This is a genomic window from Pseudomonas sp. GL_135, assembly GCF_057834665.1.
On record NZ_CM174408.1, the window covers coordinates 1,793,439 to 1,816,085 of the forward strand.

20 protein-coding genes and 1 pseudogene are annotated in these 22,647 nt (G+C 61.6%); all 21 read left to right on the top strand.

All coding sequences use genetic code 11. From position 1 onward, the window contains the following. The first annotated feature begins 161 nt into the window (after positions 1–161). The 21 genes and pseudogenes from fleQ (at position 162) to flhB (ending at position 21,216) form a co-directional block, all read left to right on the top strand. Positions 162–1,637, top strand: a complete 1,476-nt coding sequence (gene fleQ, locus AC3ISG_RS08165; protein ID WP_122534873.1) for a transcriptional regulator FleQ — start codon at positions 162–164, stop codon at positions 1,635–1,637. 121 nt (positions 1,638–1,758) lie between these two features. Then, positions 1,759–3,012: a sensor histidine kinase gene (locus AC3ISG_RS08170; protein WP_489298951.1), complete on the top strand. Its 1,254-nt coding sequence runs from the start codon at positions 1,759–1,761 to the stop codon at positions 3,010–3,012. Continuing rightward, positions 3,009–4,415, top strand: coding sequence for a sigma-54-dependent transcriptional regulator (locus AC3ISG_RS08175; RefSeq protein ID WP_489298952.1), 1,407 nt, complete (start codon positions 3,009–3,011; stop codon positions 4,413–4,415). The genes AC3ISG_RS08170 and AC3ISG_RS08175 overlap by 4 nt, the downstream gene beginning before the upstream one ends. 317 nt (positions 4,416–4,732) lie before the next feature. Next, positions 4,733–5,062 (top strand): flagellar hook-basal body complex protein FliE, encoded by a 330-nt coding sequence (gene fliE, locus AC3ISG_RS08180; RefSeq protein WP_065987290.1) that lies wholly within the window; start codon positions 4,733–4,735, stop codon positions 5,060–5,062. A gap of 14 nt (positions 5,063–5,076) precedes the next feature. Further along, positions 5,077–6,855 carry a flagellar basal-body MS-ring/collar protein FliF gene (gene fliF, locus AC3ISG_RS08185; RefSeq protein ID WP_122534876.1) on the top strand — a complete coding sequence of 593 codons (1,779 nt, stop codon included), beginning with the start codon at positions 5,077–5,079 and terminating at the stop codon, positions 6,853–6,855. Continuing rightward, positions 6,848–7,864, top strand: coding sequence for a flagellar motor switch protein FliG (fliG, locus tag AC3ISG_RS08190; protein WP_122534877.1), 1,017 nt, complete (start codon positions 6,848–6,850; stop codon positions 7,862–7,864). Before fliF ends, fliG begins: the two co-directional genes overlap by 8 nt. 15 nt (positions 7,865–7,879) lie before the next feature. After that, the gene (fliH, locus tag AC3ISG_RS08195; RefSeq protein ID WP_122534878.1) at positions 7,880–8,695 is read left to right on the top strand and encodes a flagellar assembly protein FliH; all 816 of its coding nucleotides are present in this window, start codon (positions 7,880–7,882) and stop codon (positions 8,693–8,695) included. Further along, a complete protein-coding gene (gene fliI / locus AC3ISG_RS08200) occupies positions 8,685–10,043 on the top strand; it encodes a flagellar protein export ATPase FliI (RefSeq protein WP_122534879.1) in 1,359 nt (452 codons plus the stop codon). Before fliH ends, fliI begins: the two co-directional genes overlap by 11 nt. 6 nt (positions 10,044–10,049) lie before the next feature. Further along, on the top strand, positions 10,050–10,499 hold the full coding sequence (gene fliJ, locus AC3ISG_RS08205) for a flagellar export protein FliJ (RefSeq protein ID WP_122624330.1): 450 nt from the start codon (positions 10,050–10,052) through the stop codon (positions 10,497–10,499). A gap of 898 nt (positions 10,500–11,397) precedes the next feature. After that, a complete protein-coding gene (locus AC3ISG_RS08210; protein WP_122534881.1) occupies positions 11,398–11,703 on the top strand; it encodes an STAS domain-containing protein in 306 nt (101 codons plus the stop codon). A gap of 2 nt (positions 11,704–11,705) precedes the next feature. Continuing rightward, a complete protein-coding gene (locus AC3ISG_RS08215) occupies positions 11,706–13,412 on the top strand; it encodes an ATP-binding SpoIIE family protein phosphatase (RefSeq protein ID WP_489299476.1) in 1,707 nt (568 codons plus the stop codon). Positions 13,413–13,441: 29 nt separating this feature from the next. Next, positions 13,442–13,834, top strand: a complete 393-nt coding sequence (locus tag AC3ISG_RS08220) for an Hpt domain-containing protein (RefSeq protein ID WP_489298953.1) — start codon at positions 13,442–13,444, stop codon at positions 13,832–13,834. A gap of 139 nt (positions 13,835–13,973) precedes the next feature. Beyond that, a complete protein-coding gene (locus AC3ISG_RS08225) occupies positions 13,974–15,398 on the top strand; it encodes a flagellar hook-length control protein FliK (protein ID WP_489298954.1) in 1,425 nt (474 codons plus the stop codon). Between the two features lie 237 nt (positions 15,399–15,635). Further along, positions 15,636–16,142 (top strand): flagellar basal body-associated protein FliL, encoded by a 507-nt coding sequence (gene fliL, locus AC3ISG_RS08230; RefSeq protein ID WP_122534884.1) that lies wholly within the window; start codon positions 15,636–15,638, stop codon positions 16,140–16,142. A 9-nt stretch (positions 16,143–16,151) separates the two neighbouring features. Next, positions 16,152–17,120: a flagellar motor switch protein FliM gene (gene fliM, locus AC3ISG_RS08235; RefSeq protein WP_074892976.1), complete on the top strand. Its 969-nt coding sequence runs from the start codon at positions 16,152–16,154 to the stop codon at positions 17,118–17,120. A gap of 62 nt (positions 17,121–17,182) precedes the next feature. After that, positions 17,183–17,641: a flagellar motor switch protein FliN gene (gene fliN / locus AC3ISG_RS08240; RefSeq protein ID WP_122534885.1), complete on the top strand. Its 459-nt coding sequence runs from the start codon at positions 17,183–17,185 to the stop codon at positions 17,639–17,641. Then, positions 17,642–18,124: pseudogene (gene fliO / locus AC3ISG_RS08245) on the top strand (flagellar biosynthetic protein FliO); the annotation flags it as partial. It lies immediately after the preceding gene. Positions 18,125–18,243: 119 nt separating this feature from the next. Then, positions 18,244–18,987 (top strand): flagellar type III secretion system pore protein FliP, encoded by a 744-nt coding sequence (gene fliP / locus AC3ISG_RS08250; protein WP_489298955.1) that lies wholly within the window; start codon positions 18,244–18,246, stop codon positions 18,985–18,987. 25 nt (positions 18,988–19,012) lie between these two features. Then, positions 19,013–19,282, top strand: a complete 270-nt coding sequence (gene fliQ, locus AC3ISG_RS08255; RefSeq protein WP_065987304.1) for a flagellar biosynthesis protein FliQ — start codon at positions 19,013–19,015, stop codon at positions 19,280–19,282. Positions 19,283–19,289: 7 nt separating this feature from the next. After that, the gene (fliR, locus tag AC3ISG_RS08260) at positions 19,290–20,075 is read left to right on the top strand and encodes a flagellar biosynthetic protein FliR (RefSeq protein ID WP_489298956.1); all 786 of its coding nucleotides are present in this window, start codon (positions 19,290–19,292) and stop codon (positions 20,073–20,075) included. Position 20,076: 1 nt separating this feature from the next. Then, positions 20,077–21,216, top strand: coding sequence for a flagellar biosynthesis protein FlhB (gene flhB, locus AC3ISG_RS08265; RefSeq protein ID WP_172612856.1), 1,140 nt, complete (start codon positions 20,077–20,079; stop codon positions 21,214–21,216). The last annotated feature ends 1,431 nt before the right edge of the window (positions 21,217–22,647 follow it).

Genomic DNA, 22,647 nt, shown 5'->3' on the forward strand with positions numbered 1-22,647 from the left:
CCATAGCCAAAATATGTACGCCAAATAATTGACTGTGTACGGTTTTTTGACTTAACTAGTGAAGTTCACTAATTTCGGTGATTGACGCGTCTCAACGGACGAAACGAAAGCCAAGCTTGCCCGTGATCGGGCATCGAGTTGACTAGGGAAGTTGCTATTGCATGTGGCGTGAAATCAAAATCCTGCTGATCGATGACGATAGCCAGCGCCGCCGTGACATGGCGGTGATTCTGAATTTTCTGGGTGATGAGAACCTGTCCTGCTCCAGCACAGACTGGCAGCAAGTCGTGGGTTCGTTGACCTCCACCCGAGAAGTGCTCTGCGTGCTGGTCGGCAGCGTGAACGCCCCGGGCAGCCTTCAGGGCCTGCTCAAAACCGTGGCCGCGTGGGACGAGTTTCTCCCGGTCCTGCTGATGGGCGAGAACTCCTCGACCGAACTGGCGGACGATCTGCGCCGCCGGGTCCTCTCCACCGTCGAGATGCCGCCCAGCTACAGCAAACTGCTGGACTCCCTTCACCGCGCCCAGGTCTATCGCGAGATGTACGACCAGGCCCGTGAACGTGGGCGCCAGCGCGAACCCAATCTTTTCCGCAGCCTCGTCGGCACCAGTCGTGCGATTCAGCATGTGCGCCAGATGATGCAGCAGGTCGCCGACACCGACGCCAGCGTGCTGATCCTCGGTGAGTCCGGGACCGGCAAGGAAGTCGTTGCCCGTAATCTGCATTACCACTCTAAGCGCCGCGATGCGCCGTTCGTGCCGGTCAACTGCGGCGCGATCCCGGCCGAGTTGCTCGAAAGCGAACTGTTCGGCCACGAGAAGGGCGCTTTCACCGGCGCCATCACCAGCCGGGCAGGGCGCTTCGAACTGGCCAACGGTGGCACGCTGTTTCTCGATGAGATCGGCGACATGCCGCTGCCGATGCAGGTCAAGCTGCTGCGCGTCCTGCAGGAACGCACCTTCGAGCGCGTGGGCAGCAACAAGACCCAAAGCGTCGACGTGCGGATCATTGCCGCGACGCATAAAAATCTTGAAGACATGATCGTGATCGGCAGTTTCCGCGAGGATCTTTACTACCGTCTGAATGTGTTCCCGATCGAAATGGCGCCGTTGCGTGAGCGGGTGGAAGACATTCCGCTGTTGATGAACGAGCTGATTTCGCGGATGGAACACGAAAAACGTGGGTCGATCCGCTTTAACTCCGCCGCCATCATGTCCCTGTGCCGTCACGGCTGGCCGGGCAACGTGCGTGAACTCGCCAACCTCGTCGAGCGCATGGCGATCATGCACCCATACGGCGTCATCGGCGTCTCCGAGCTGCCGAAGAAATTCCGCTACGTCGACGACGAAGATGAGCAATTGGTCGACAGCCTGCGCAGCGATCTCGAAGAGCGCGTGGCCATTAACGGTCATACGCCGAACTTCGCCAGCAGCGCGCTGCTGCCGCCTGAAGGCCTGGACTTGAAGGACTACCTCGGTGGCCTGGAACAGGGCTTGATCCAGCAGGCGCTGGATGACGCAAACGGAATCGTGGCACGGGCCGCCGAACGTCTGCGCATCCGCCGCACCACGCTGGTGGAGAAAATGCGCAAGTACGGCATGAGCCGTCGCGAAGGCGACGAGCAGGTCGAAGACTGACTGTCGATTGACGCGCCAAAAATAAACCGCTGATTTTTCAGCGGTTTTTTTTCGGCACGAGGATTGCTATGTCTCTGGGAACATACCGTTTACTGACGGTTCGCTACCCGAGAGATCAACTATGCCCCAGGCCGCTCAGATGTCTTCCGAACCAGCTTTAGCCATGGGTTCGTTAGTGCAGCAGTCCCCGGAAGTGGCAAGCAGGCAAGGGCTTGAGCAGGCCTTCGCATTGTTCAGCCAGATGTCGACTCAACTGACTGACTCCTACGGCCTGCTGGAAGCACGGGTCACTGAGCTCAAGGGCGAGCTGGCCGTGGTCAGCGCCCAGCGCATGCAGGAGCTGGCAGAGAAAGAACGCCTGGCGAACCGCCTGCAGAACCTGCTGGATCTGCTGCCCGGCGGCGTCATTGTCATCGACGGCACCGGCATGGTCCGCGAGGCCAATCCCGCCGCGCTGGATCTGCTGGGCGAGCCATTGATCGGCATGCTCTGGCGCCACGTCATCGCCCGCTGCTTCGCGCCGCGCGAAGATGACGGCCATGAAATCTCCCTGAAGGACGGGCGCCGCCTGTCCATTGCCACCCGTTCCCTGGACGCCGAGCCGGGCCAACTGGTGTTGCTCAACGACCTGACCGAAACCCGCCATCTGCAAAGTCAGCTGGCGCGTCATGAGCGTTTGTCGTCCTTGGGCCGGATGGTCGCGTCCCTGGCCCATCAGATCCGCACGCCGCTGTCGGCAGCAATGATCTACGCCAGCCACCTGGCGGATCAGGCCTTGAGCGTCGAAACCCAACAGCGCTTCGCCGGACGTTTGAAAGAGCGTTTGCACGAGCTCGAGCATCAGGTCCGGGACATGCTGGTATTCGCCCGTGGCGAGCTGCCGCTGACTGACCGAGTGACGCCGACCGCGTTGGTCGCCGCCCTCGAATCCGCCGCCCAGACCCATGTGCGTGACGTGGCAGTGCGCTGGCAATGCGACAGCCCGACGGGCGAATTGCTGTGCAACCGTGACACGCTGGTCGGCGCGCTGCTCAACCTCATTGAAAACGCTGTCCAGGCCAGTGCCGGCCAGAGCGACGCGCGGCGCCGTATCAAGATTCATGCGTATAACCGCGGCAACACGTTGCGGTTGTGTGTGAGCGACAGTGGCAGCGGCATCGAGCCAGCGGCGCTGGCCCGCATCGGCGAGCCATTCTTCACCACCAAGACCACGGGCACCGGCCTCGGTCTGGCGGTGGTGACCGCGGTGGCGCGGGCGCATCAGGGGCGTGTCGAATTCCGCTCGCGTCCGGGCCGTGGCACTTGCGCTATCGTGTCGTTGCCCCTCGTGCCTGGGGCGGTTGCGTTGACCATTTCTTCAGGTGAGCGCTCATGACCCTCAACGTGCTGCTGGTTGAGGATGACCCTTCTCTGCGTGAAGCACTGGGCGAAACCCTGGCGCTCGCAGGCCATGCCTATGAAGCGGTCGGGTCGGCGGAAGAGGCCTTGATAGTCGCTGCCAATTCGTCGTTCAGCCTGGTGGTCAGCGACGTCAATATGCCCGGCATGGACGGCCATCAATTGCTGGGTCAGTTGCGCAGTCGCTACCCGCAGTTGCCGGTGCTGCTGATGACGGCCCATGGCACGGTCGACCGCGCGGTGGATGCGATGCGTCAGGGCGCGGCCGATTATCTGGTTAAACCCTTCGAGCCGAAGGCCCTGTTGGCACTGGTTGCCCGTCATGCGTTGGGTCAGCTCGGGCCGGCCGATGGCGAGGGGCCCATTGCGGTCGAGCCCGCCAGCGTGCAGTTGCTGAGCCTGGCCAGCCGCGTGGCGAAAAGTGATTCGACGGTACTGATTTCAGGCGAGTCCGGCACCGGTAAAGAAGTGCTGGCGCGTTTCATTCATCAGCAATCGCCCCGCGCCGACAAGCCGTTCATCGCAATCAACTGCGCGGCGATCCCGGACAACATGCTCGAAGCCACGCTGTTCGGCCACGAGAAGGGGTCGTTCACCGGGGCCATTGCCTCTCAGCCTGGCAAGTTTGAACAGGCTGAAGGCGGCACCCTTCTGCTGGACGAGATTTCCGAAATGCCCATGGGCCTTCAGGCCAAGCTGTTGCGTGTGCTGCAGGAGCGGGAAGTGGAGCGAGTCGGCGCGCGCAAGCCCATCGCCCTGGACATTCGCGTAGTGGCGACGACCAACCGCGACCTGGTCGGTGAAGTGGCGGCAGGGCGTTTCCGCGAGGACCTGTTTTATCGGCTGTCGGTGTTCCCGCTCGCGTGGCAATCCTTGCGTCAGCGTCCCGCCGACATTCTGCCGCTGGCCGAGCGTCTGCTGGCCAAGCACGTCAATAAAATGAAGCACGGGCCGGTGCGGCTGTCGGCCGAGGCGCAGAAGTGCCTGATCAGCTACGCCTGGCCCGGCAATGTCCGAGAGCTGGACAACGCGGTGCAGCGGGCGTTGATTCTGCAGCAGGGCGGCGTGATTCAGGCCGAGGACTTCTGTCTTGCCGGGCCGGTGACATTCGCCGCCGCGCCGGTGCCTCAGGTGCCCGCCATCGCAACCGGCGCCATGGAAGCGTCGCCCGATTCCACCGGAGGGGAAGGGGCCGGCGCCCTTGGTGAAGACCTGCGTCGCCGGGAGTTCCAGATGATTATCGACACCCTGCGGGCTGAGCGCGGCCGCCGCAAAGAGGCCGCCGAACGCCTGGGTATCAGCCCGCGTACGCTGCGCTACAAGCTGGCGCAGATGCGTGACGCGGGCATGGATGTCGAAGGGTTTCTGTTTGCATCCTGAGCAGGCACGCGTGTCGGTGAAGTGGATGACTGCCTGACTGGCGCTGACGACAGATATCCGACAACCCGCTGATTTTTCAGTGAGTGTGATGCCGTCTTCGTGAGCAAGCTGACTCCCGCAGGAACTGCGTCTGATAGGGCATCGCGCGGTGTCAACGCGTGAAGCGCCTCTGCGTTTATGTGTCCGTTCAAATACCCATCCGAAGACTTTCACCAAACGTGGCACATTGCCGCTATTGGTCTGGCACCCTTGTTGCTAATGCTTAGGTAACCGCTGAATCCGTGTCAAAAATTTGCGGCCCTTTTGAGAGAAACGTCATGACCCAAGGTGTTGAATTTAATCGCTTGATGTTGGACATGCGCTCCATGCAGATGGATGCCATGGCTCAGCCAAAGGCAATCGCAGCGCCAGAACAGGCGGGTGCGAGCAGTTTTGCTGACATGCTCGGCATGGCGGTGAACAAGGTAAACGACACCCAGCAGGCGTCGAATCAGTTGTCGACCGCTTTCGAAATGGGCAAGAGCGGCGTGGACCTCACCGACGTGATGATCTCATCGCAGAAAGCCAGCGTTTCGTTTCAAGCGCTGACCCAGGTACGCAACAAGCTGGTTCAGGCGTACCAAGACATCATGCAAATGCCGGTTTGAGGACGATTTAAGTCATGGCCGAAGCCGTCGTCGATAACGTACCCGCCAAAACGGGTACGCCAGGAAGCAAGCCGCCGATGTTCGGGCTGGCCTTCCTGCAAAATCTCTCCGAGATGACCATGCTGCGTCAGGTCGGCCTCATGGTCGGTCTGGCTGCCAGCGTGGCGATTGGTTTCGCCGTGGTGCTTTGGTCACAACAGCCCGATTACAAGCCGCTCTATGGCAGCCTGTCGGGCGTTGACACCAAGCAGGTGATGGACACGCTGGCCCAGGCCGACATTCCCTACACTGTTGAGCCTAACTCCGGCGCGCTGCTGGTGAAGTCCGATGACCTGTCCCGCGCCCGCATCAAGCTGGCCGGTGCCGGCATTGCGCAGACCGACGGCAACGTCGGCTTCGAAATCCTCGACAAGGATCAAGGCCTGGGCACCAGCCAGTTCATGGAGGCCACTCGTTATCGTCGTGGCCTGGAAGGCGAACTGGCGCGGACGATCTCCAGCCTCAATAACGTCAAGGGCGCTCGCGTTCACCTGGCGATTCCGAAGAGCTCGGTGTTTGTGCGTGACGATCGCAAGCCCAGCGCTTCCATTCTGGTCGAGCTGTATGCCGGTCGTTCGCTGGAGCCCGGTCAGGTGCTGGCCATCATGAACCTGGTCGCTACCAGTGTTCCTGAGCTGAACAAGTCGCAGATTTCCGTCGTCGATCAGAAGGGCAACCTGCTGTCCGATCAGGCCGAGAACTCCGAACTGTCCATGGCCGGCAAGCAATTTGATTACACCCGCCGCATGGAAAGCATGCTGACCCAGCGTGTGCAGAACATCCTGCAGCCTGTGCTGGGCAATGACCGCTACAAGGCCGAAGTGTCGGCAGACGTTGATTTCAGCGCTGTTGAATCCACCGCCGAAAGCTTCAACCCGGACACGCCTGCTCTGCGCAGCGAGCAGACGGTCAACGAACAACGCTCCAGCGGCAGCGGTCCGCAAGGTGTACCCGGTGCGCTGAGTAACCAGCCGCCAGGCCCGGCAACTGCGCCACAGAACGCCGCCGCGGGTGCTGCCGGTGCCGCAGGCGCCATCGCACCGGGCCAACCGCTGCTGGACGCCAACGGTCAGCAGATCATGGACCCGGCGACCGGTCAGCCGATGCTGGCGCCGTACCCGGCCGACAAGCGTAACCAGTCGACCAAGAACTTCGAGCTCGACCGTTCCATCAGCCACACCAAGCAGCAGCAGGGCAAGGTCAATCGCCTGTCGGTTGCGGTGGTGGTCGATGATCAGGTCAAGGTCAACCCGGCCAACGGCGAAACGACGATGGTCCCGTGGACCGCTGATCAACTGGCGCGCTTCACCCGTCTGGTGCAGGACGCCGTCGGCTTCGATGCCAGCCGTGGTGACAGCGTCAGCGTGATCAACGTGCCGTTCTCCACCGATCGCGGCGAAGTGATCCCGGACATTCCGTTCTACTCGCAGCCGTGGTTCTGGGACATCGTCAAACAGGCCATGGGCGTGCTCTTTATCCTGGTGCTGGTGTTTGGTGTACTGCGTCCGGTGTTGAAGGGCATCACCAATCCTCAGGGCAAGGCCGGCGACAGCGACTCCGAGCTGGGCGGCATGATCGGGATGGACGGTGAATTGGCAAACGACCGCGTCAGTCTGGGCGGTCCGCAAAGTATTCTGTTGCCGAGCCCTACCGAGGGCTATGACGCACAGCTCAACGCAATCAAGAGCCTTGTGGCCGAGGACCCGGCGCGTGTAGCCCAGGTCGTCAAAGAGTGGATCAACGCTGATGAGTGATAGAGCTGCTGCAGTCAAACTGACCCGCGTGGATAAAGCCGCGATTCTGCTCCTCACCCTGGGTGAGACGGACGCCGCTCAGGTATTGCGCCACATGGGCCCCAAAGAGGTTCAACGGGTCGGCGTGGCCATGGCGCAGATGCGCAACGTGCACCGCGAGCAGGTTGAACAGGTGATGAGCGAGTTCGTCGACGTGGTCGGCGATCAGACCGGCGTCGGCATCGGCTCGGACGGCTACATCCGCAAGATGCTCACCCAGGCACTGGGCGAGGACAAGGCCAACGGCCTGATCGACCGGATTCTGCTGGGCGGCAACACCAGCGGTCTCGACAGCCTGAAGTGGATGGAACCGCGCGCAGTGGCCGACGTCATCCGTTTCGAGCACCCGCAGATCCAGGCCATCGTCGTCGCGTACCTGGACGCCGATCAGGCCGGTGAAGTGCTGAGCCATTTCGACCACAAGGTGCGCCTGGACATCATCCTGCGCGTGTCGTCGCTGAACACCGTACAGCCGGCGGCGCTGAAAGAACTGAACCAGATTCTCGAGAAGCAGTTCTCGGGCAACGCCAACACGTCGCGTACTACCCTGGGTGGTATCAAGCGTGCGGCGGATATCATGAACTTCCTCGACAGCTCGATCGAAGGCCAGCTCATGGACTCGATCCGCGAAGTGGACGAAGACCTGTCGACGCAGATCGAAGACCTCATGTTTGTCTTCAACAACCTGTCCGATGTCGACGACCGTGGTATCCAGGCCTTGCTGCGCGAAGTCTCCTCCGACGTGCTGGTACTGGCACTGAAGGGCTCGGACGACGCCATCAAAGAGAAGATTTTCAAGAATATGTCCAAACGTGCCGCCGAACTGCTGCGCGACGACCTGGAAGCCAAAGGCCCGGTTCGCGTCAGCGATGTCGAAGGCGCCCAGAAGGAAATTCTCACCATTGCCCGTCGTATGGCGGAGGCCGGGGAGATCGTTCTTGGCGGCAAGGGTGGCGAGGAAATGATTTAAGCGTAGGTGCCGTTGATGTCCAGCTCCGATAAAGCAGCACCCAGTGAGCTCATCCGGGCACAGGATTTGCGCGGGATCGACGTCTGGGCCTTGCCCAGCTTTGACCCGCACGTGGAAGTGCCCGAGCCGGAACCGGTGGTCGAGGAGGCCGAGCTCGCCGAGAGCGAAGAAGTGCCGCTGGAAGAAGTCCAGCCCATGACCCTGGAAGAGTTGGAAAGCATCCGTCAGGACGCCTACAACGAGGGGTTTGCCATCGGTGAAAAAGAGGGTTTCCACAGCACCCAGCTCAAGGTTCGTCAGGAAGCGGAAGTGGCGCTGGCGGCCAAGCTCGATAGCATGGAAGTCCTGATGGGGCATCTGTTCGAACCGATCGCCGACCAGGACGCACAGATCGAGAAATCGATGGTGTCACTGGTCGAACATGTGGTCCGCCAGGTCATCCAGCGCGAATTGAAAACCGACTCCAGCCAGATCGGCACGGTGCTGCGCGAAGCCTTGCGGCTGCTGCCGATGGGCGCGGCCAACGTGCGCATTCTGGTCAACCCGCAGGACTTTGCGCTGGTCAAAGCCATGCGTGAGCGTCACGAGGAAACCTGGCGCATTCTCGAGGACGAAACGCTGCAGCCGGGTGGTTGCCGGGTCGAGAGCGAGCACAGCCGCATCGACGCCACCGTCGAGGCGCGGATCAGTCAGGCCCTTGGCAAAATGTTCGATCAGCTGCACGAGCAGGCCCTGCACCCGGCGCCGCCCGATGTGACCATCGAACTGGAAGAGGCGCTCCAGAGCGCCGAGAAAACCACTTACCCGCTGGGTGCTGTCGATGCGCCTTGAACGCACCAGTTTCGCCAAACGCTTGAGCACCTATCCCGACGCGATCTCGTTGCCGGCGCAGCCAATCGTCGAAGGACGGCTGCTGCGCATGGTGGGCCTGACCCTCGAAGCCGAAGGCCTGCGCGCGGCCATGGGCAGCCGTTGCATGGTGATCAACGACGGCAGTCATCACCCGGTCGAGGTTGAAGCCGAGGTCATGGGCTTCTCCGGCGGCAAGGTGTTCCTGATGCCGGTCGGCAGCGTCTCCGGTATCGCGCCGGGCGCCCGGGTCGTGCCACTCCCGGACACCGGTCGCCTGCCGATGGGCATGACCATGCTCGGCCGCGTTCTCGACGGCGCCGGTCGCCCCCTCGACGGCAAGGGCGGCATGAAAGCCGAAGACTGGGTGCCGATGGACGGCCCGACCATCAACCCCCTCAAACGCAACCCGATCAGCCAGCCGCTGGACGTGGGGATTCGTTGCATCAACGGTTTATTGACGGTCGGACGCGGTCAGCGTCTGGGTCTGTTTGCCGGTACCGGCGTCGGCAAGAGCGTCCTGCTGGGGATGATGACCCGCTTCACCGAGGCCGACATCATTGTCGTCGGGCTGATCGGCGAACGGGGCCGCGAGGTGAAGGAATTCATTGAGCACAGCCTGGGCGAGGAGGGCCTCAAGCGTTCGGTCGTCGTGGCCTCTCCGGCGGACGACGCGCCGTTGATGCGGCTGCGCGCCGCGATGTATTGCACGCGCATCGCCGAGTATTTTCGCGACAAGGGCAAGAACGTCCTGTTGCTGATGGATTCGCTGACACGTTTCGCCCAGGCTCAGCGGGAAATCGCCCTGGCCATCGGCGAGCCGCCGGCGACCAAGGGGTATCCGCCGTCCGTGTTCGCCAAGCTGCCCAAGCTGGTGGAGCGCGCCGGTAATGCCGAGGCGGGCGGTGGCTCGATCACGGCGTTCTACACGGTTTTGTCCGAAGGCGACGACCAGCAGGACCCGATCGCCGACTCGGCCCGGGGCGTGCTCGACGGCCACATCGTGCTGTCGCGGCGACTGGCGGAAGAGGGGCATTACCCGGCTATTGATATCGAAGCGTCGATCAGCCGGGTGATGCCGTCCGTGGTCGATCCGCAGCACATGGTTCAGGCCCAGTATTTCAAACAGTTGTGGTCGCGGTACCAGCAGAGCCGTGATCTGATCAGCGTCGGCGCGTACGTGGCCGGCGGGGATCGCGAGACTGACCTGGCAATTTCGCTGCAGCCGCAGTTGGTGAAGTATCTGCGCCAGGGCTTGCAGGAGAACGAGAGCATGCAGAGCAGCGAGGAGCAGTTGGCGAAGATCTTCAATCCTCAGGCCGGCGGTTAATCGGTCATGGCAGTCAGTCGCGCAGGCCGTCTCGCGCCGGTGGTCGAGATGGCCGAGAAGGTCGAGAAGGCCGCGGTGCAGCGCCTGGGGCATTTTCAGGGTCAGGTGCGGCTGGCCGAAACCAAGTTGGGTGAGCTGGATAAGTTTCGGTCTGATTATCAGCAGCAGTGGATCGACAAGGGCGCCCATGGGGTGTCGGGTCAGTGGCTGATGAATTATCAGCGCTTTCTCAATCAGTTGGAGACGGCGGTGGCGCAGCAGCGTCAGAGTCTGGCGTGGCATCAGAATAATTTGAACAAGGCGCGCGATGAGTGGCAGAAGGCCTATGCGCGGGTGGAGGGGCTGCGCAAGCTGGTGCAGCGGTATATCGATGAGGCGCGTGCGCTGGAAGATAAACGCGAGCAGAAATTGCTGGATGAGTTGGTGCAGAGGTTGCCCAGGACCGAGCAGTTTTAAAAGCATCTGCCTGGGGGCAGATTGTTTCACCTTCGGCGAGTTACTTGGAAAAGCACCCCAAGTAACCAAGGGTGCCTGCTCCTGGTTTGGCCCGACTTCGTCGGGTTCCCTCGCTCCGGTCTTGCTCCGTGGGCCCGCGCCGAACGGACATCCATGTCCGCAACGGCGCTCTCGCCGCATCCATGCGGCTCGGCCCACTGCGCAAAACCTGCGCTCGGCCTGCACCCAAGTCGCGTTTTGCGGTGTTTGAACCTTATGCGTTTGAAGAGCAAAAGCAACGGCAACGAAAATGGTGAGGACGACTACATAGTGGGACCGGCTTTAGCCGGGAAGGCGTCGGAAGACACACTGCAAAACTGATGGCGACCAAACCGGCCTCTTCCCGTCTGAAGCCGGTCCCACTAAGGCATTGCATGCATCCCGCCGGATTGGCTGTGGCTCTGACCGTAGGACTGGCTTTAGCCGGGAAGCTCTTGATCTGTTTTTGATCTGTTTTTGATCTGTTTTTGATCTGTTTTTGATTTTCGTACATAGAAAGCCCAAACACCGCCAATCGCGACTTGGGTGCAGGCTGAACGGAGGTCTCGTGGAGTGGGCCGAGCCGCATGGATGCGGCGAGAGCTGCCCCCCGCCATGGATGGCGGATGGCAGCGGGCCCACGGAGCGAGACCGGAGTGAAGGGACCCTGAGGAACGAAGGGCCCAACCGAGAGCAAGCACCCTTGGTTACTTGGGGTGCTTTTCCAAGTAACTCGCCGAAGGCGAAACGTCTGCCCCCAGGCAGACGCTCTTGATCTTGAGAGCTCCTGAAAGCCAAGTAAAAGCTAACGATTTGCCACGCCTCACAAGGGCTGCTAAAACTCAAGCGTCTGGCGCTGTTTCATACAAGGAATTTGCCAATGTCAGTAACCTCCGAACGCTCCGCCGATGGCCAAGAACTGACCATCACCATCAAAGGACGCTTCGACTTTTCGACGCACCAGGATTTTCGCGGCGCCTACGAACCGAAAGAAAAACAGGCCAGCCGCTACAAGGTCGACCTGAAAGACACCCACTACCTCGACAGCTCCGCGCTCGGCATGCTCTTGCTGCTCCGTGACCACGCCGGCGGCGACAGAGCCGATATCCAACTGGTCAACTGCAACGCCGATGTACACAAAATCCTCAGCATCTCCAATTTCTCCAAACTCTTCAAAATCGCCTGATGATGCCATCTGCCTCCGATCGCCTGACGGTGCTCATCGCCGATGACAACGTCAGCGACCGCATGCTCCTGTCCGCCATCGTCAGCCGGCAGGGCCATGACGTTCTGACCGCCAGCGACGGCGCCGAAGCCGTCGGGCTGTTCGACCGGCGGCGGCCGCAACTGGTGCTGATGGACGCCATGATGCCGGTCATGGACGGCTTCGAAGCCGCGCGCCAGATCAAGACCCTCGCCGGTGACGCGCTCGTGCCGATCATCTTCCTGACGTCGCTGACCGAAGGCGAAGACCTCGCCCGTTGCCTCGACGCCGGGGGCGACGACTTCATTGCCAAGCCCTATAACCAAGTGGTGCTGGCCGCCAAGATCAACGCCATGAACCGGCTGCGCGTGCTGCAGGAAACCGTCCTGCACCAACGCGACCTGATCACTCGCCACCATAAATACCTGCTCAACGAGCAACGTGTGGCCAAGGCGGTGTTCGACCAGATCGCCCACTCCGGGTGCCTGAGTTCGCGCAACATCCGTTACCTGCAGTCGCCTTACGCGCTGTTTAACGGCGACCTGCTGCTGGCCGCGTGGTCGCCGTCCGGCAACATGCACCTGCTGCTGGGGGACTTCACCGGCCACGGTCTGCCGGCAGCGGTGGGGGCGATGCCGCTGGCTGAGGTGTTTTACGGCATGACCGCCAAGGGATACGGCTTGTCCGAAACCCTGCGAGAAATGAATGCCAAACTCAAACGCATCCTGCCGGTGGACATGTTCTGCTGCGCGGCGCTGCTGTGCCTGAACTTCAAACAGCAACTGGTCGAGGTCTGGAACGGCGGCCTGCCGGATGGTTACCTGCTGCATGGTGACGGCCGGCCGCATACGCCGCTGATTTCGGCGAACGTGCCCCTCGGTGTGCTGAGCGCCGGCAGCTTTGACGACAATACCCAGGTGTATCCCTTCGGGCCGGGGGACCGGGTGTTTCTGCTATCCGACGGCGTTGTTGACAGCACCGGCCAGGACGGCGAACTGTTCGGCGCCCGGCGCCTGCAGAATGTGCTGGTGAGCAACCGCAACCCGGCGCTGCTGATCGAAGAAGTGCAGTGGGCCCTGGCGCGGTTTCGCGGGCAGGCGCGGGACGATGTGAGCATGGTCGAAGTGGCCTTCACCGAGCCTGACTTGCTCGGCCCACCCTCGGTCATTTACACCGACAGCGGCGATTCCAGTCCGCTGGATTGGTCCGCTTCATTCGAGTACCGCGCGGCAACACTCAAGCGCTTCAACCCGCTGCCGTATCTGCTGCAACTGCTGCAAGAAGTGCACGGCTTGCGTATGCAGAGCAGCGAGCTGTATATCGTGCTGTCGGAGCTGTACAGCAATGCGCTGGAACATGGCGTGCTCGGGCTGGACTCGGCGTTGAAACGCGATGCCGAAGGTTTCGGGCATTACTACCAGCAACGCGCCGAACGCCTCGATCGTCTGCAGGACGGCTTCATTCGCATTGATTTCCAGATCGTCCCGAATGGCGAGGGCGGTCGCCTGACGGTGCGGGTGCAGGACAGTGGTGCGGGTTTTGATTCCGATCGCGTGCTGGCGCTGCCGCCTGCGGTCACCCAGTTGTCCGGGCGCGGCCTTGCGCTGGTTCGGCAGCTCAGCGATCGCTGTCAGTGGTCCGATGATGGCCGGACGGCCAGCGTGGAATTTGTCTGGGAGGGTCTGGCATAATCCGCGCGTCTTGATCAAGGAGTGAACAAGTGTCGAATAACCCTGTGGACTTCAACGTGCTCAGCACGCTGCGTGACGTGATGGAAGCTGAATACCCGGCGCTGCTGAAGGTGTTCATTTCCGATTCCACCCTTCGCGTCAACGACATGACCCTGCTGCTGCGCGACCCTACCTTCACGACGTCTGCCACGGCGTCTTTGCAACGCCTTGGCCTGATGGCCCACAGCTTCAAAGGCAGCACCGGCAACATGGGCGCTACCTATTTGTCCGAGCTGTGTCTGCAACTCGAAGAGCAGGGGCGCGGCATGGTGGCAGCGGATGACGCGCAGATCCGTTCGCTGGTGTCCCAGATCAGGGACGAGTTTTTCGTGGTCCGGGCGATTTTCGAACGTGAGCTTGAACGCTGCCATGCCAATCACTGAGTTGGTTCCCTGGCGGGGCTCCAGGCCCGACGCCCTGGCTTGCCCGCTGGTCTGAAGCGCGTCCTCCATCCAACCTCTCACAGTACTTGGCCCGCCATTTGCTTTGTCTCTCTGCAATTGTGCTCTTGCGGAGATTCACATGGCCCTCGCCACCAACCCCTTATTGACGGCTTTGACAGCGGCCAAAGCCCAGAAAGCCGGGAACAACGCCCCGGTTAAGGCGCCGGACCCCGTCAAGCACACCACTTCCAGCTTCTCCGACGTGTTCGCCAGGCAGGCGCCGTCCAAGTCCCTCAGCGCGGATAACCCGGCGCCGAAGCCGGCAAGCGCCAAGAGTTCGGCAGCCGACGACAAGCCCGCCGCCAGCCATACGTCTGCCGCCGCCGACAAGACCGTTGCCGATAACGGCAATGGCTTGCCTGCCAAAGCGGTGAACGGCAAGGCTGATGACGACGCGGGCACGGGCCAGGGTCAGGCTGACGACAAGAATGACGGCACTGACGACGCGCACGACCCGACGCTGGCCGACGCACCGCCGGTAGACCCTGTAGCGGACCCGACATTGGCGGTCACAGCGCCTGTGCAAGAGCCCGTGACTGTGGAACCCGCGGTTGATCCGACGCTGCTCGCGGGCACGCTGCCGTTGCCGGTGATTCCGCCGCCGGCTGTGCAGGCGCCGACGGATGCAACCGACGTTGCAGACGACGGTTTCGATCCTTCCGCCGATCCGCTGGAAGGCTTGACCGCCGTGCAAGTCGCCCTGGAAAACAAGGCGCAGCAGACAGCGCAGAACAACGGTGTGCATGGCGACGGCAAAGACGGCAAGGGGGGCGCCAAGCAAGACCCGAACGCCGACCCTTCGCAGTTGCTGGCCAATAACCTGGCGGCGCTGGGTGACCAGCCCGTGGACAAGAGCACCACCGAAGGCGGCGGCGACAAAGCGTTCAGTGGCCTGCTGGCTGACGGCCTGAAAGACGTGAAAGGTGCCGCCAGCGATACGCGCATGGACAACTTTGCCGATCGTCTGGCTGCGTTGTCACAGGCCGCTCAAGCAAAAAACACCTCGGCCCCGGCCGCCCCGCTGCTCAATCAGCCGCTGGCGATGAATCAGGGAGGGTGGACAGAAGGCGTGGTCAACCGCGTGATGTACCTGTCGAGCCAGAACCTCAAGCAGGCGGATATCCAGCTGGAGCCCGCTGAACTGGGCCGTCTGGACATTCGCGTCAATATGGCGGCGGACCAGCAGACCCAGGTCACGTTCATGAGCGCCCACGTCGGCGTGCGTGAAGCGCTGGAAAGCCAGATGGCGCGCCTGCGTGAGTCCTTCGTTCAGCAGGGCATGGGCCAGGTCGACGTCAACGTCTCCGACCAGTCCCGTGGCTGGCAGCAACAGGCGCAACAGCAGTCGGGCGGCGACGGCCAACGCAGCGGCGGCAGCAACGCTGCCAATGGTGTCGGCGGCAGCGACCTCATCGCCGACGGTGCTCCGGTGGACGCCGCCTCGGCCGCCGCCCAGGCGCCGCTGACCGTCGTGGGTTCCAGCGCGGTCGATTATTACGCCTGAAAACGCCCTGCCAACGCTGGGGCGTTTTCAGTAGCGGCAAGTGGCTAGCTGCAAGCGGCAAGTAAAAGCAGGATCAAGGGCGGCAGTGCATGGGAGACCTCGGTTTCTCGGGCTCTGCCGCCTTTTGCTTTTACTTGCCGTTCACCCCTTGCAGCTTGCGGCTGCCGTTCTGGCACAACCCTTGCTCTTCCTCTGTCACGCAACACCGAACCCTTTGGATAGTGACGGATTATTGGCATGGCGAAGAGCGACGACGCAGCAGTGGCGGACCCCGCAAAAAAGGGCAAGTTGAAAGTCATCATCCTCATTGTGGTGGGGCTTCTGCTGGCCATTGGTGTGTCGGTAGGCGCGACCTGGTTCATCATGCACAAGGCCGAGAGCAAGCCGGACCCGGCTGCCGTGGCGGAAGCGGCGAATGCCAAAAAAGAGGCGATCTTCGAACCGCTGACGCCGCCGTTCGTCGTCAACTACAACGTCAATGGCCGTCAGCGCTACATGCAGGTCAGCATCACGTTGCTCGCCCGTGACAAGGCTGATCTTGAGGCATTGAAAGCGCACATGCCGGTCATCCGTAATAACCTGGTAATGATGTTCTCCGGTCAGCCATTCGATACCATCGCAACGCCGGTGGGCATGGAAATGCTGCGCCAGAAGGCGGCAGCCGTGGTCCAGGAAGTGGGCCAGAAAGAGCTGAGCAAGAGCGTGATCGAACAGGTACTTTTCACTAACTACGTACTGCAGTAGGACCACGACATGGCCGTGCAAGACCTGCTGTCCCAGGATGAGATCGACGCGCTGTTGCATGGCGTCGACGACGGTCTGGTACAGACCGATAGCGTTGCCGACCCCGGCAGCGTAAAGAGTTACGACCTGACCAGTCAGGATCGCATCGTCCGCGGACGCATGCCGACCCTGGAAATGATCAACGAGCGTTTCGCCCGTTACACCCGCATCAGCATGTTCAACCTGCTGCGCCGCTCCGCTGACGTGGCCGTGGGTGGCGTGCAGGTGATGAAGTTCGGCGAATACGTGCACTCGCTGTACGTGCCGACCAGTCTCAACCTGGTCAAGATCAAGCCCCTGCGCGGCACCGCGCTGTTCATTCTTGACGCCAAGCTGGTGTTCAAGCTGGTGGACAACTTCTTCGGCGGTGACGGCCGTCACGCCAAGATCGAAGGACGGGAATTCACCCCGACCGAGCTGCGCGTGGTGCGCATCGTGCTGGATCAGGCCTTCATTGATTTGAAGGAAGCCTGGCAGGCGATCATGGAAGTCAATTTCGAGTACATCAACTCGGAAGTGAACCCGGCCATGGCCAACATCGTCGGCCCGAGCGAAGCGATCGTGGTGTCCACTTTCCATATCGAACTGGATGGCGGCGGCGGCGATCTTCACGTGACCATGCCGTATTCGATGATCGAGCCGGTGCGCGAAATGCTCGACGCCGGCTTCCAGTCGGATGTCGACGATCAGGACGAACGCTGGGTCAATGCCCTCAAGCAGGACGTGCTCGACGTGTCGGTGCCGTTGCGCGTCGCGGTCGCCACGCGCCAGCTCAAGCTGCGCGACATCCTGCACATGCAGCCGGGTGACGTGATCCCGGTCGAGCTGCCGGAACACCTGGTCATGCGCGCCAACGGCGTGCCGTCCTTCAAGGTCAAACTGGGTTCGCACAAGGGCAATCTGGCCCTGCAAGTGGTCGAACCCATAGAACGCCGCTGACGCTCCGTCGTTGGCAAACCGAATGTGCTGCGTAAACGAATCAGAGTTCCCCGAGGACAACCATGGCTAATGACAACGAAATGACTTCCGCAGACGACCAGGCGCTGGCCGATGAATGGGCGGCGGCACTGGGTGAATCCGGGGACGGGCAAGCGGACATCGACGCGCTGCTGGCGGCCGACGCGGGCAACGCCGCCAATCGCATGACGATGGAAGAGTTTGGCGGCGTGGCGAAAAGCAACGGCGCTGTCACTCTGGACGGCCCGAACCTGGACGTGATTCTGGATATCCCGGTGTCGATTTCCATGGAAGTGGGCAGCACCGACATCAACATTCGCAACCTGCTGCAGCTCAACCAGGGCTCGGTGATCGAGCTGGACCGTCTGGCTGGCGAGCCGCTGGACGTTTTGGTCAACGGCACCCTGATCGCCCACGGCGAAGTGGTGGTGGTGAACGAAAAGTTCGGCATCCGTCTGACCGACGTGATCAGCCCGAGCGAACGTATCAAGAAGCTGCGTTAAGTGCGCCGCGTGATCAGAACCCTGGCGAGCTTGCCGCTGCTGGCAGTGTCCTGGGCGGTGATGGCGGCCGATCCGGCGATGCCTGCCACGCCAGCCGCAACCACGGCGACGACGGCTGCCAACACGGCGCCTGCCGTCGCCGCGCCGGTGGCCGGCACGGTGAATGGCGGGATGGCCGGCCAGTTGCTGCAACTGGTGCTCGGCCTGCTGCTCGTGATCGGGCTGATCTTCGTCCTGGCCTGGCTGATGCGCCGGGTGCAGCGCGCGGGGCCGGCTGGCAATCAGGTCATCAAGCTGGTGGGCTCGCGCGCGTTGGGGACTCGCGATCGGCTGGTGCTGGTGCAGGTCGGCAACGAACAGGTGTTGCTTGGCGTCTCACCCGGCAGCATCACCGCGCTGCACGTCATGAATGAGCCGGTCGAGGTTCCAGACGCGCAAAACGCGCAGCCGGAATTCGCCAGGCGCCTGCTTGAAGCGCTGGGCAACAAGGGCGCGCCGGGGCAACGCACAGGCCTGAATATTTTCGGTGCGGCAGGGAAGAAGACAGCTACGCCAGGCAAGACGGGTTTGACAGAGACTCCGGATCAGAAGGACACGAACTGATGCGCATTGTTTTGACGCTGCTGCTGTTGCTTGCAGCGCCGCTGGCGTTCGGCGCCGATCCGTTGTCGATCCCCGCGATCACGCTGGGCACCGGCCCCAACGGTCAACAGGAATACTCGGTCAGCCTGCAGATCCTGCTGATCATGACGGCGCTGAGCTTCATCCCGGCGTTCGTCATGCTGATGACCAGTTTCACGCGGATCATCATTGTCTTCTCGATTCTGCGTCAGGCCCTCGGCCTGCAACAAACGCCGTCCAACCAGATTCTCACCGGCATGGCGCTGTTCCTGACCCTGTTCATCATGGCGCCGGTGTTCGACCGGGTGAACAACGACGCCTTGCAGCCGTACCTGGCGGAAAAACTCACCGCCCAGGACGCCGTGGCCAAGGCCGAAGTGCCGATCAAGGATTTCATGCTGGCGCAGACCCGCTCCAGCGATCTTGAACTGTTCATGCGCCTGTCCAAGCGCACCGACATTGCGACCCCTGATGCGGCGCCGCTGACGATTCTGGTACCGGCGTTCGTCACCTCCGAACTGAAAACAGCGTTCCAGATCGGCTTCATGATTTTCATCCCCTTCCTGATCATCGATCTGGTGGTGGCGAGCATCCTGATGGCCATGGGCATGATGATGCTGTCGCCGCTGATCATCTCTTTGCCGTTCAAAATCATGCTGTTCGTGCTGGTGGATGGCTGGGCGCTGATCATCGGCACCCTGGCCGGCAGTTTTGGTGGCGTATGAATTCGTCTGATGTGGAGTGCGCAGCATGACCCCGGAAGTAGCCGTCGACCTGTTTCGCGAAGCGCTGTGGCTGACCACGACCATGGTTGCCATTCTGGTCGTACCGAGTTTGATCGTCGGCCTGATCGTTTCGATGTTCCAGGCCGCGACGCAGATCAACGAACAGACCCTGAGCTTCCTGCCACGCCTGCTGGTCATGCTGGTCACGCTGATCGTGGTCGGCCCGTGGATGGTGCGCACTTTCATGGAGTACATCACGAATCTGTACACCAGCATTCCTCAAGTGATCGGCTGACCCCGCGATGGATCCTGTGCTGGCGTTGACCGATACCCAGATCAGCACCTGGGTGGCGGCGTTCATGCTGCCGCTGTTCCGCATCGGCGCGCTGCTGATGACCATGCCGATCATTGGAACCACGCTGGTGCCCAAGCGGGTGCGGCTGTATTTCGCGCTGGCGATCACCGTCGTCGTCGCGCCGAGCCTGCCGCCCATGCCCGCCGTGCAGGCGCTGGACCTCAGCGGGCTGCTGCTGATCGCGCAGCAGATCCTCATCGGCGCCGGCATGGGCCTGTCGTTGCAGCTGTTTTTCCAGGCCTTCGTCATCGCAGGGCAGATCATCGGGATTCAGATGGGCATGGGCTTCGCGTCCATGGTCGACCCGGTCAACGGCGTGTCCGTGGCAACCATCGGGCAGTTCCTGACGATGCTCGTGACCCTACTGTTCCTGGCCATGAACGCACACTTGCTGGTCTTCGAGATCCTCATCGAGAGCTTCACCACCTTGCCGGTGGGGCAGGGCATCAGTACGACGGACATCTGGCTGCTGGTGATGCGTCTGGGCTGGGTGCTCGGCGCGGCACTGCTGTTGGTGCTGCCGGCCATCGCTGCGCTGCTGGTGGTGAACATCGCCATGGGCGTGATGACCCGCGCGGCACCGCAGCTGAACATCTTCTCGATCGGTTTTCCGCTGACGCTGGTGCTGGGCATGGTGATTCTGTGGGTCACCCTCGGCGACATTCTCAACCAATATCAACCGCTGGCGGTCGACGCCCTGCAGTTGCTCAGAGACCTGGTCAAGGCGCGCTGACATGGCCGAAAGCGAGAGTGGTCAGGACAAGACAGAAGACCCCACGGACAAACGCAAACGCGACGCCCGGGAGAAGGGCGAGATTGCCCGTTCCAAGGAGCTCAACACGGTTGTTGTGATGATCGTGGGTGCTGCGGGATTGCTGGCGTTTGGCGGCTCCATGGCGGAAATGATGATGCAGTTGATGCGCGACAATTTCACCATCACCCGCGAGGCGATTCTCGACGAGCGCAGCATGGCGATCATGCTGATGGCGTCGGGCAAGGCGGCGCTGTTGTCGGTGCAGCCGATCCTGCTGGCGTTGACGGTAGCGGCGTTCGTCGGTCCCATTTCCCTTGGCGGCTGGTTGTTTGCCGCCGGCTCCCTGGCGCCCAAGTTCAGCCGCATGAACCCGGCTGCGGGCATCAAGCGGATGTTCTCGCCCAAGGCGCTGATTGAGCTGCTGAAGTCGTTTGCGAAGTTTTTGATCGTGCTGGCGGTGGCGCTGGTGGTGCTGATGAAGGACCAGGCCGACCTGGTTGCCATCTCTAAGGAGCCGCTGGAGATGGCGGTGGTGCACAGTTTGCAGTTGGTGGGCTGGAGCACGCTGTGGATGGCGATGGGCCTTTTGATCATCGCGGCAATCGATGTGCCGGTGCAGTTGTGGGAGTCTCACAAGAAGCTGCTGATGACCAAGCAGGAGGTGCGCGATGAGCACAAGGACAGTGAGGGGCGGCCGGAGGTCAAGCAGCGGATTCGTCAGTTGCAGCGGGATATGTCGCAGCGGCGGATGATGGCGGCGATTCCGGAGGCGGATGTGATTATCACGAACCCGACGCATTATGCGGTGGCGTTGAAGTATGACGCGGAGCGGGGCGGCGCGCCGATTCTGTTGGCCAAGGGCAGTGATTTCATGGCGTTGAAGATTCGGGAGATTGCGGCGCAGCATGAGATTCTGTTGTTGCAGTCGCCGGCGCTGGCGCGGTCGATTTATTACAGCACGGAGTTGGATCAGGAGATTCCGGCGGGGTTGTATCTGGCGGTGGCGCAGGTGTTGGCGTATGTGTATCAGATTCGGCAGTATCAGGCGGGGCGTGGCAAGCGGCCTGATCCGCTCAGGGATAATCTGCCGATTCCGCCGGATTTGAGGCGGGATTCGTAGGGCGTTAGATCGTTGAGATCAAGATCAAGATCAACAGCGTCTGCCTGGGGGCAGACTGTTTCGCCTTCGGCGACTTACTTTTGAAAAGCACCAAAAGTAAGCAAAAGTGCCTGCTCTCGGTTGGGCCCTTCCTTCGTCAGGGTTCCTTCACTCCGGTCCCGCTCCGTGGGCCCGCCGCCATCCGCCATCCATGGCGGGGGGCGGCTCTCGCCGCATCCATGCGGCTCGGCCCACTGCGCGAAACCTCCGTTCAGCCTGCACCCAAGTCGCGATTGGCGGTGACTGAACCTTTTGTGTATGAAGATCAAAAGCAAAGCTTCCCGGCTAAAGCCGGTCCCACAGTGTGTACGCGGTGCCTTTAGTGGGACCGGCTTTAGCCGGAAAGGGGCCGGTCGGGGCGCTGGCGATTTTGTTGACCGGACGCCCTCCCTGTGGGAGCGAGCTTGCTCGCGAATGCTGCATTTCAGAAGCGTAAAGGGGACTGATTTTATTTACAGCGCTTCACCGTAAATTAATCTGTCCCCGATTGCGCTGGGCGGCTGGGAGAGGTCTGCCTAACGGCAGACATTTCGCCTTCGGCGAGTTACTTGGAAAAGTCGAAAGTCGCACCATCCCCAAGTAACCAAGGGTGCTTGCTCCTGGTTGGGCCCGACTTCGTCGGGTTCCTTCACTCTGGTCTCGCTCCGTGGGCCCGCGCCGAACGGGCATCCATGCCCTGACGGCGCTCTCGCCGCATCCCTGCGGCTCGGCCCACTGCGCGAAACCTCCGTTCAGCCTGCACCCAAGTCGCGATTGGCGGTGACTGAACCTTTTGTGTATGAAGATCAAAAGCAAAGCTTCCCGGCTAAAGCCGGTCCCACAGTGTGTACGCGGTGCCTTTAGTGGGACCGGCTTTAGCCGGGAAGGGGCCGGTCGGGGCGCTGGCGATTTTGCTGACCGGACGCCCTCCCTGTGGGAGCGAGCTTGCTCGCGAATGCTGCATTTCAAACACCAGAACTTCGGGGGATGTACCAACCCCTTCGTGAGCAAGCTCACTCCCACAAGTCCTTGGCGACTGATCTGCCCTCGATCTGCTCTTGATCTGCTTTGCTCCGCTTTTGATTTTTCCTACGAAGCAAATTCAAACACCGCAAGACGCGACTTGGGCGCAGGCCGAACGCAGACGACGCGGAGTGGGTCGAGCCGCAAGGACATGGATGTCCGTTCGGCGCGGGCCCACGAAGCGTCGTCGGAGTGAGGGAACCCGACGAAGGATGGCCAAACCAAGAGCAAGCACCCTTGGTTACTTGGGGATGGTGCGACTTTCGACTTTTCCAGGTAACTCGCCGAAGGCGAAACGGTCTGCCCCCAGGCAGACGCCCCTGATCTTCGTACTTAAAGGGTCGCTCGCGTAGCCGGGGATTACAGCCCGAACAGAAACCGTCTAGAGTG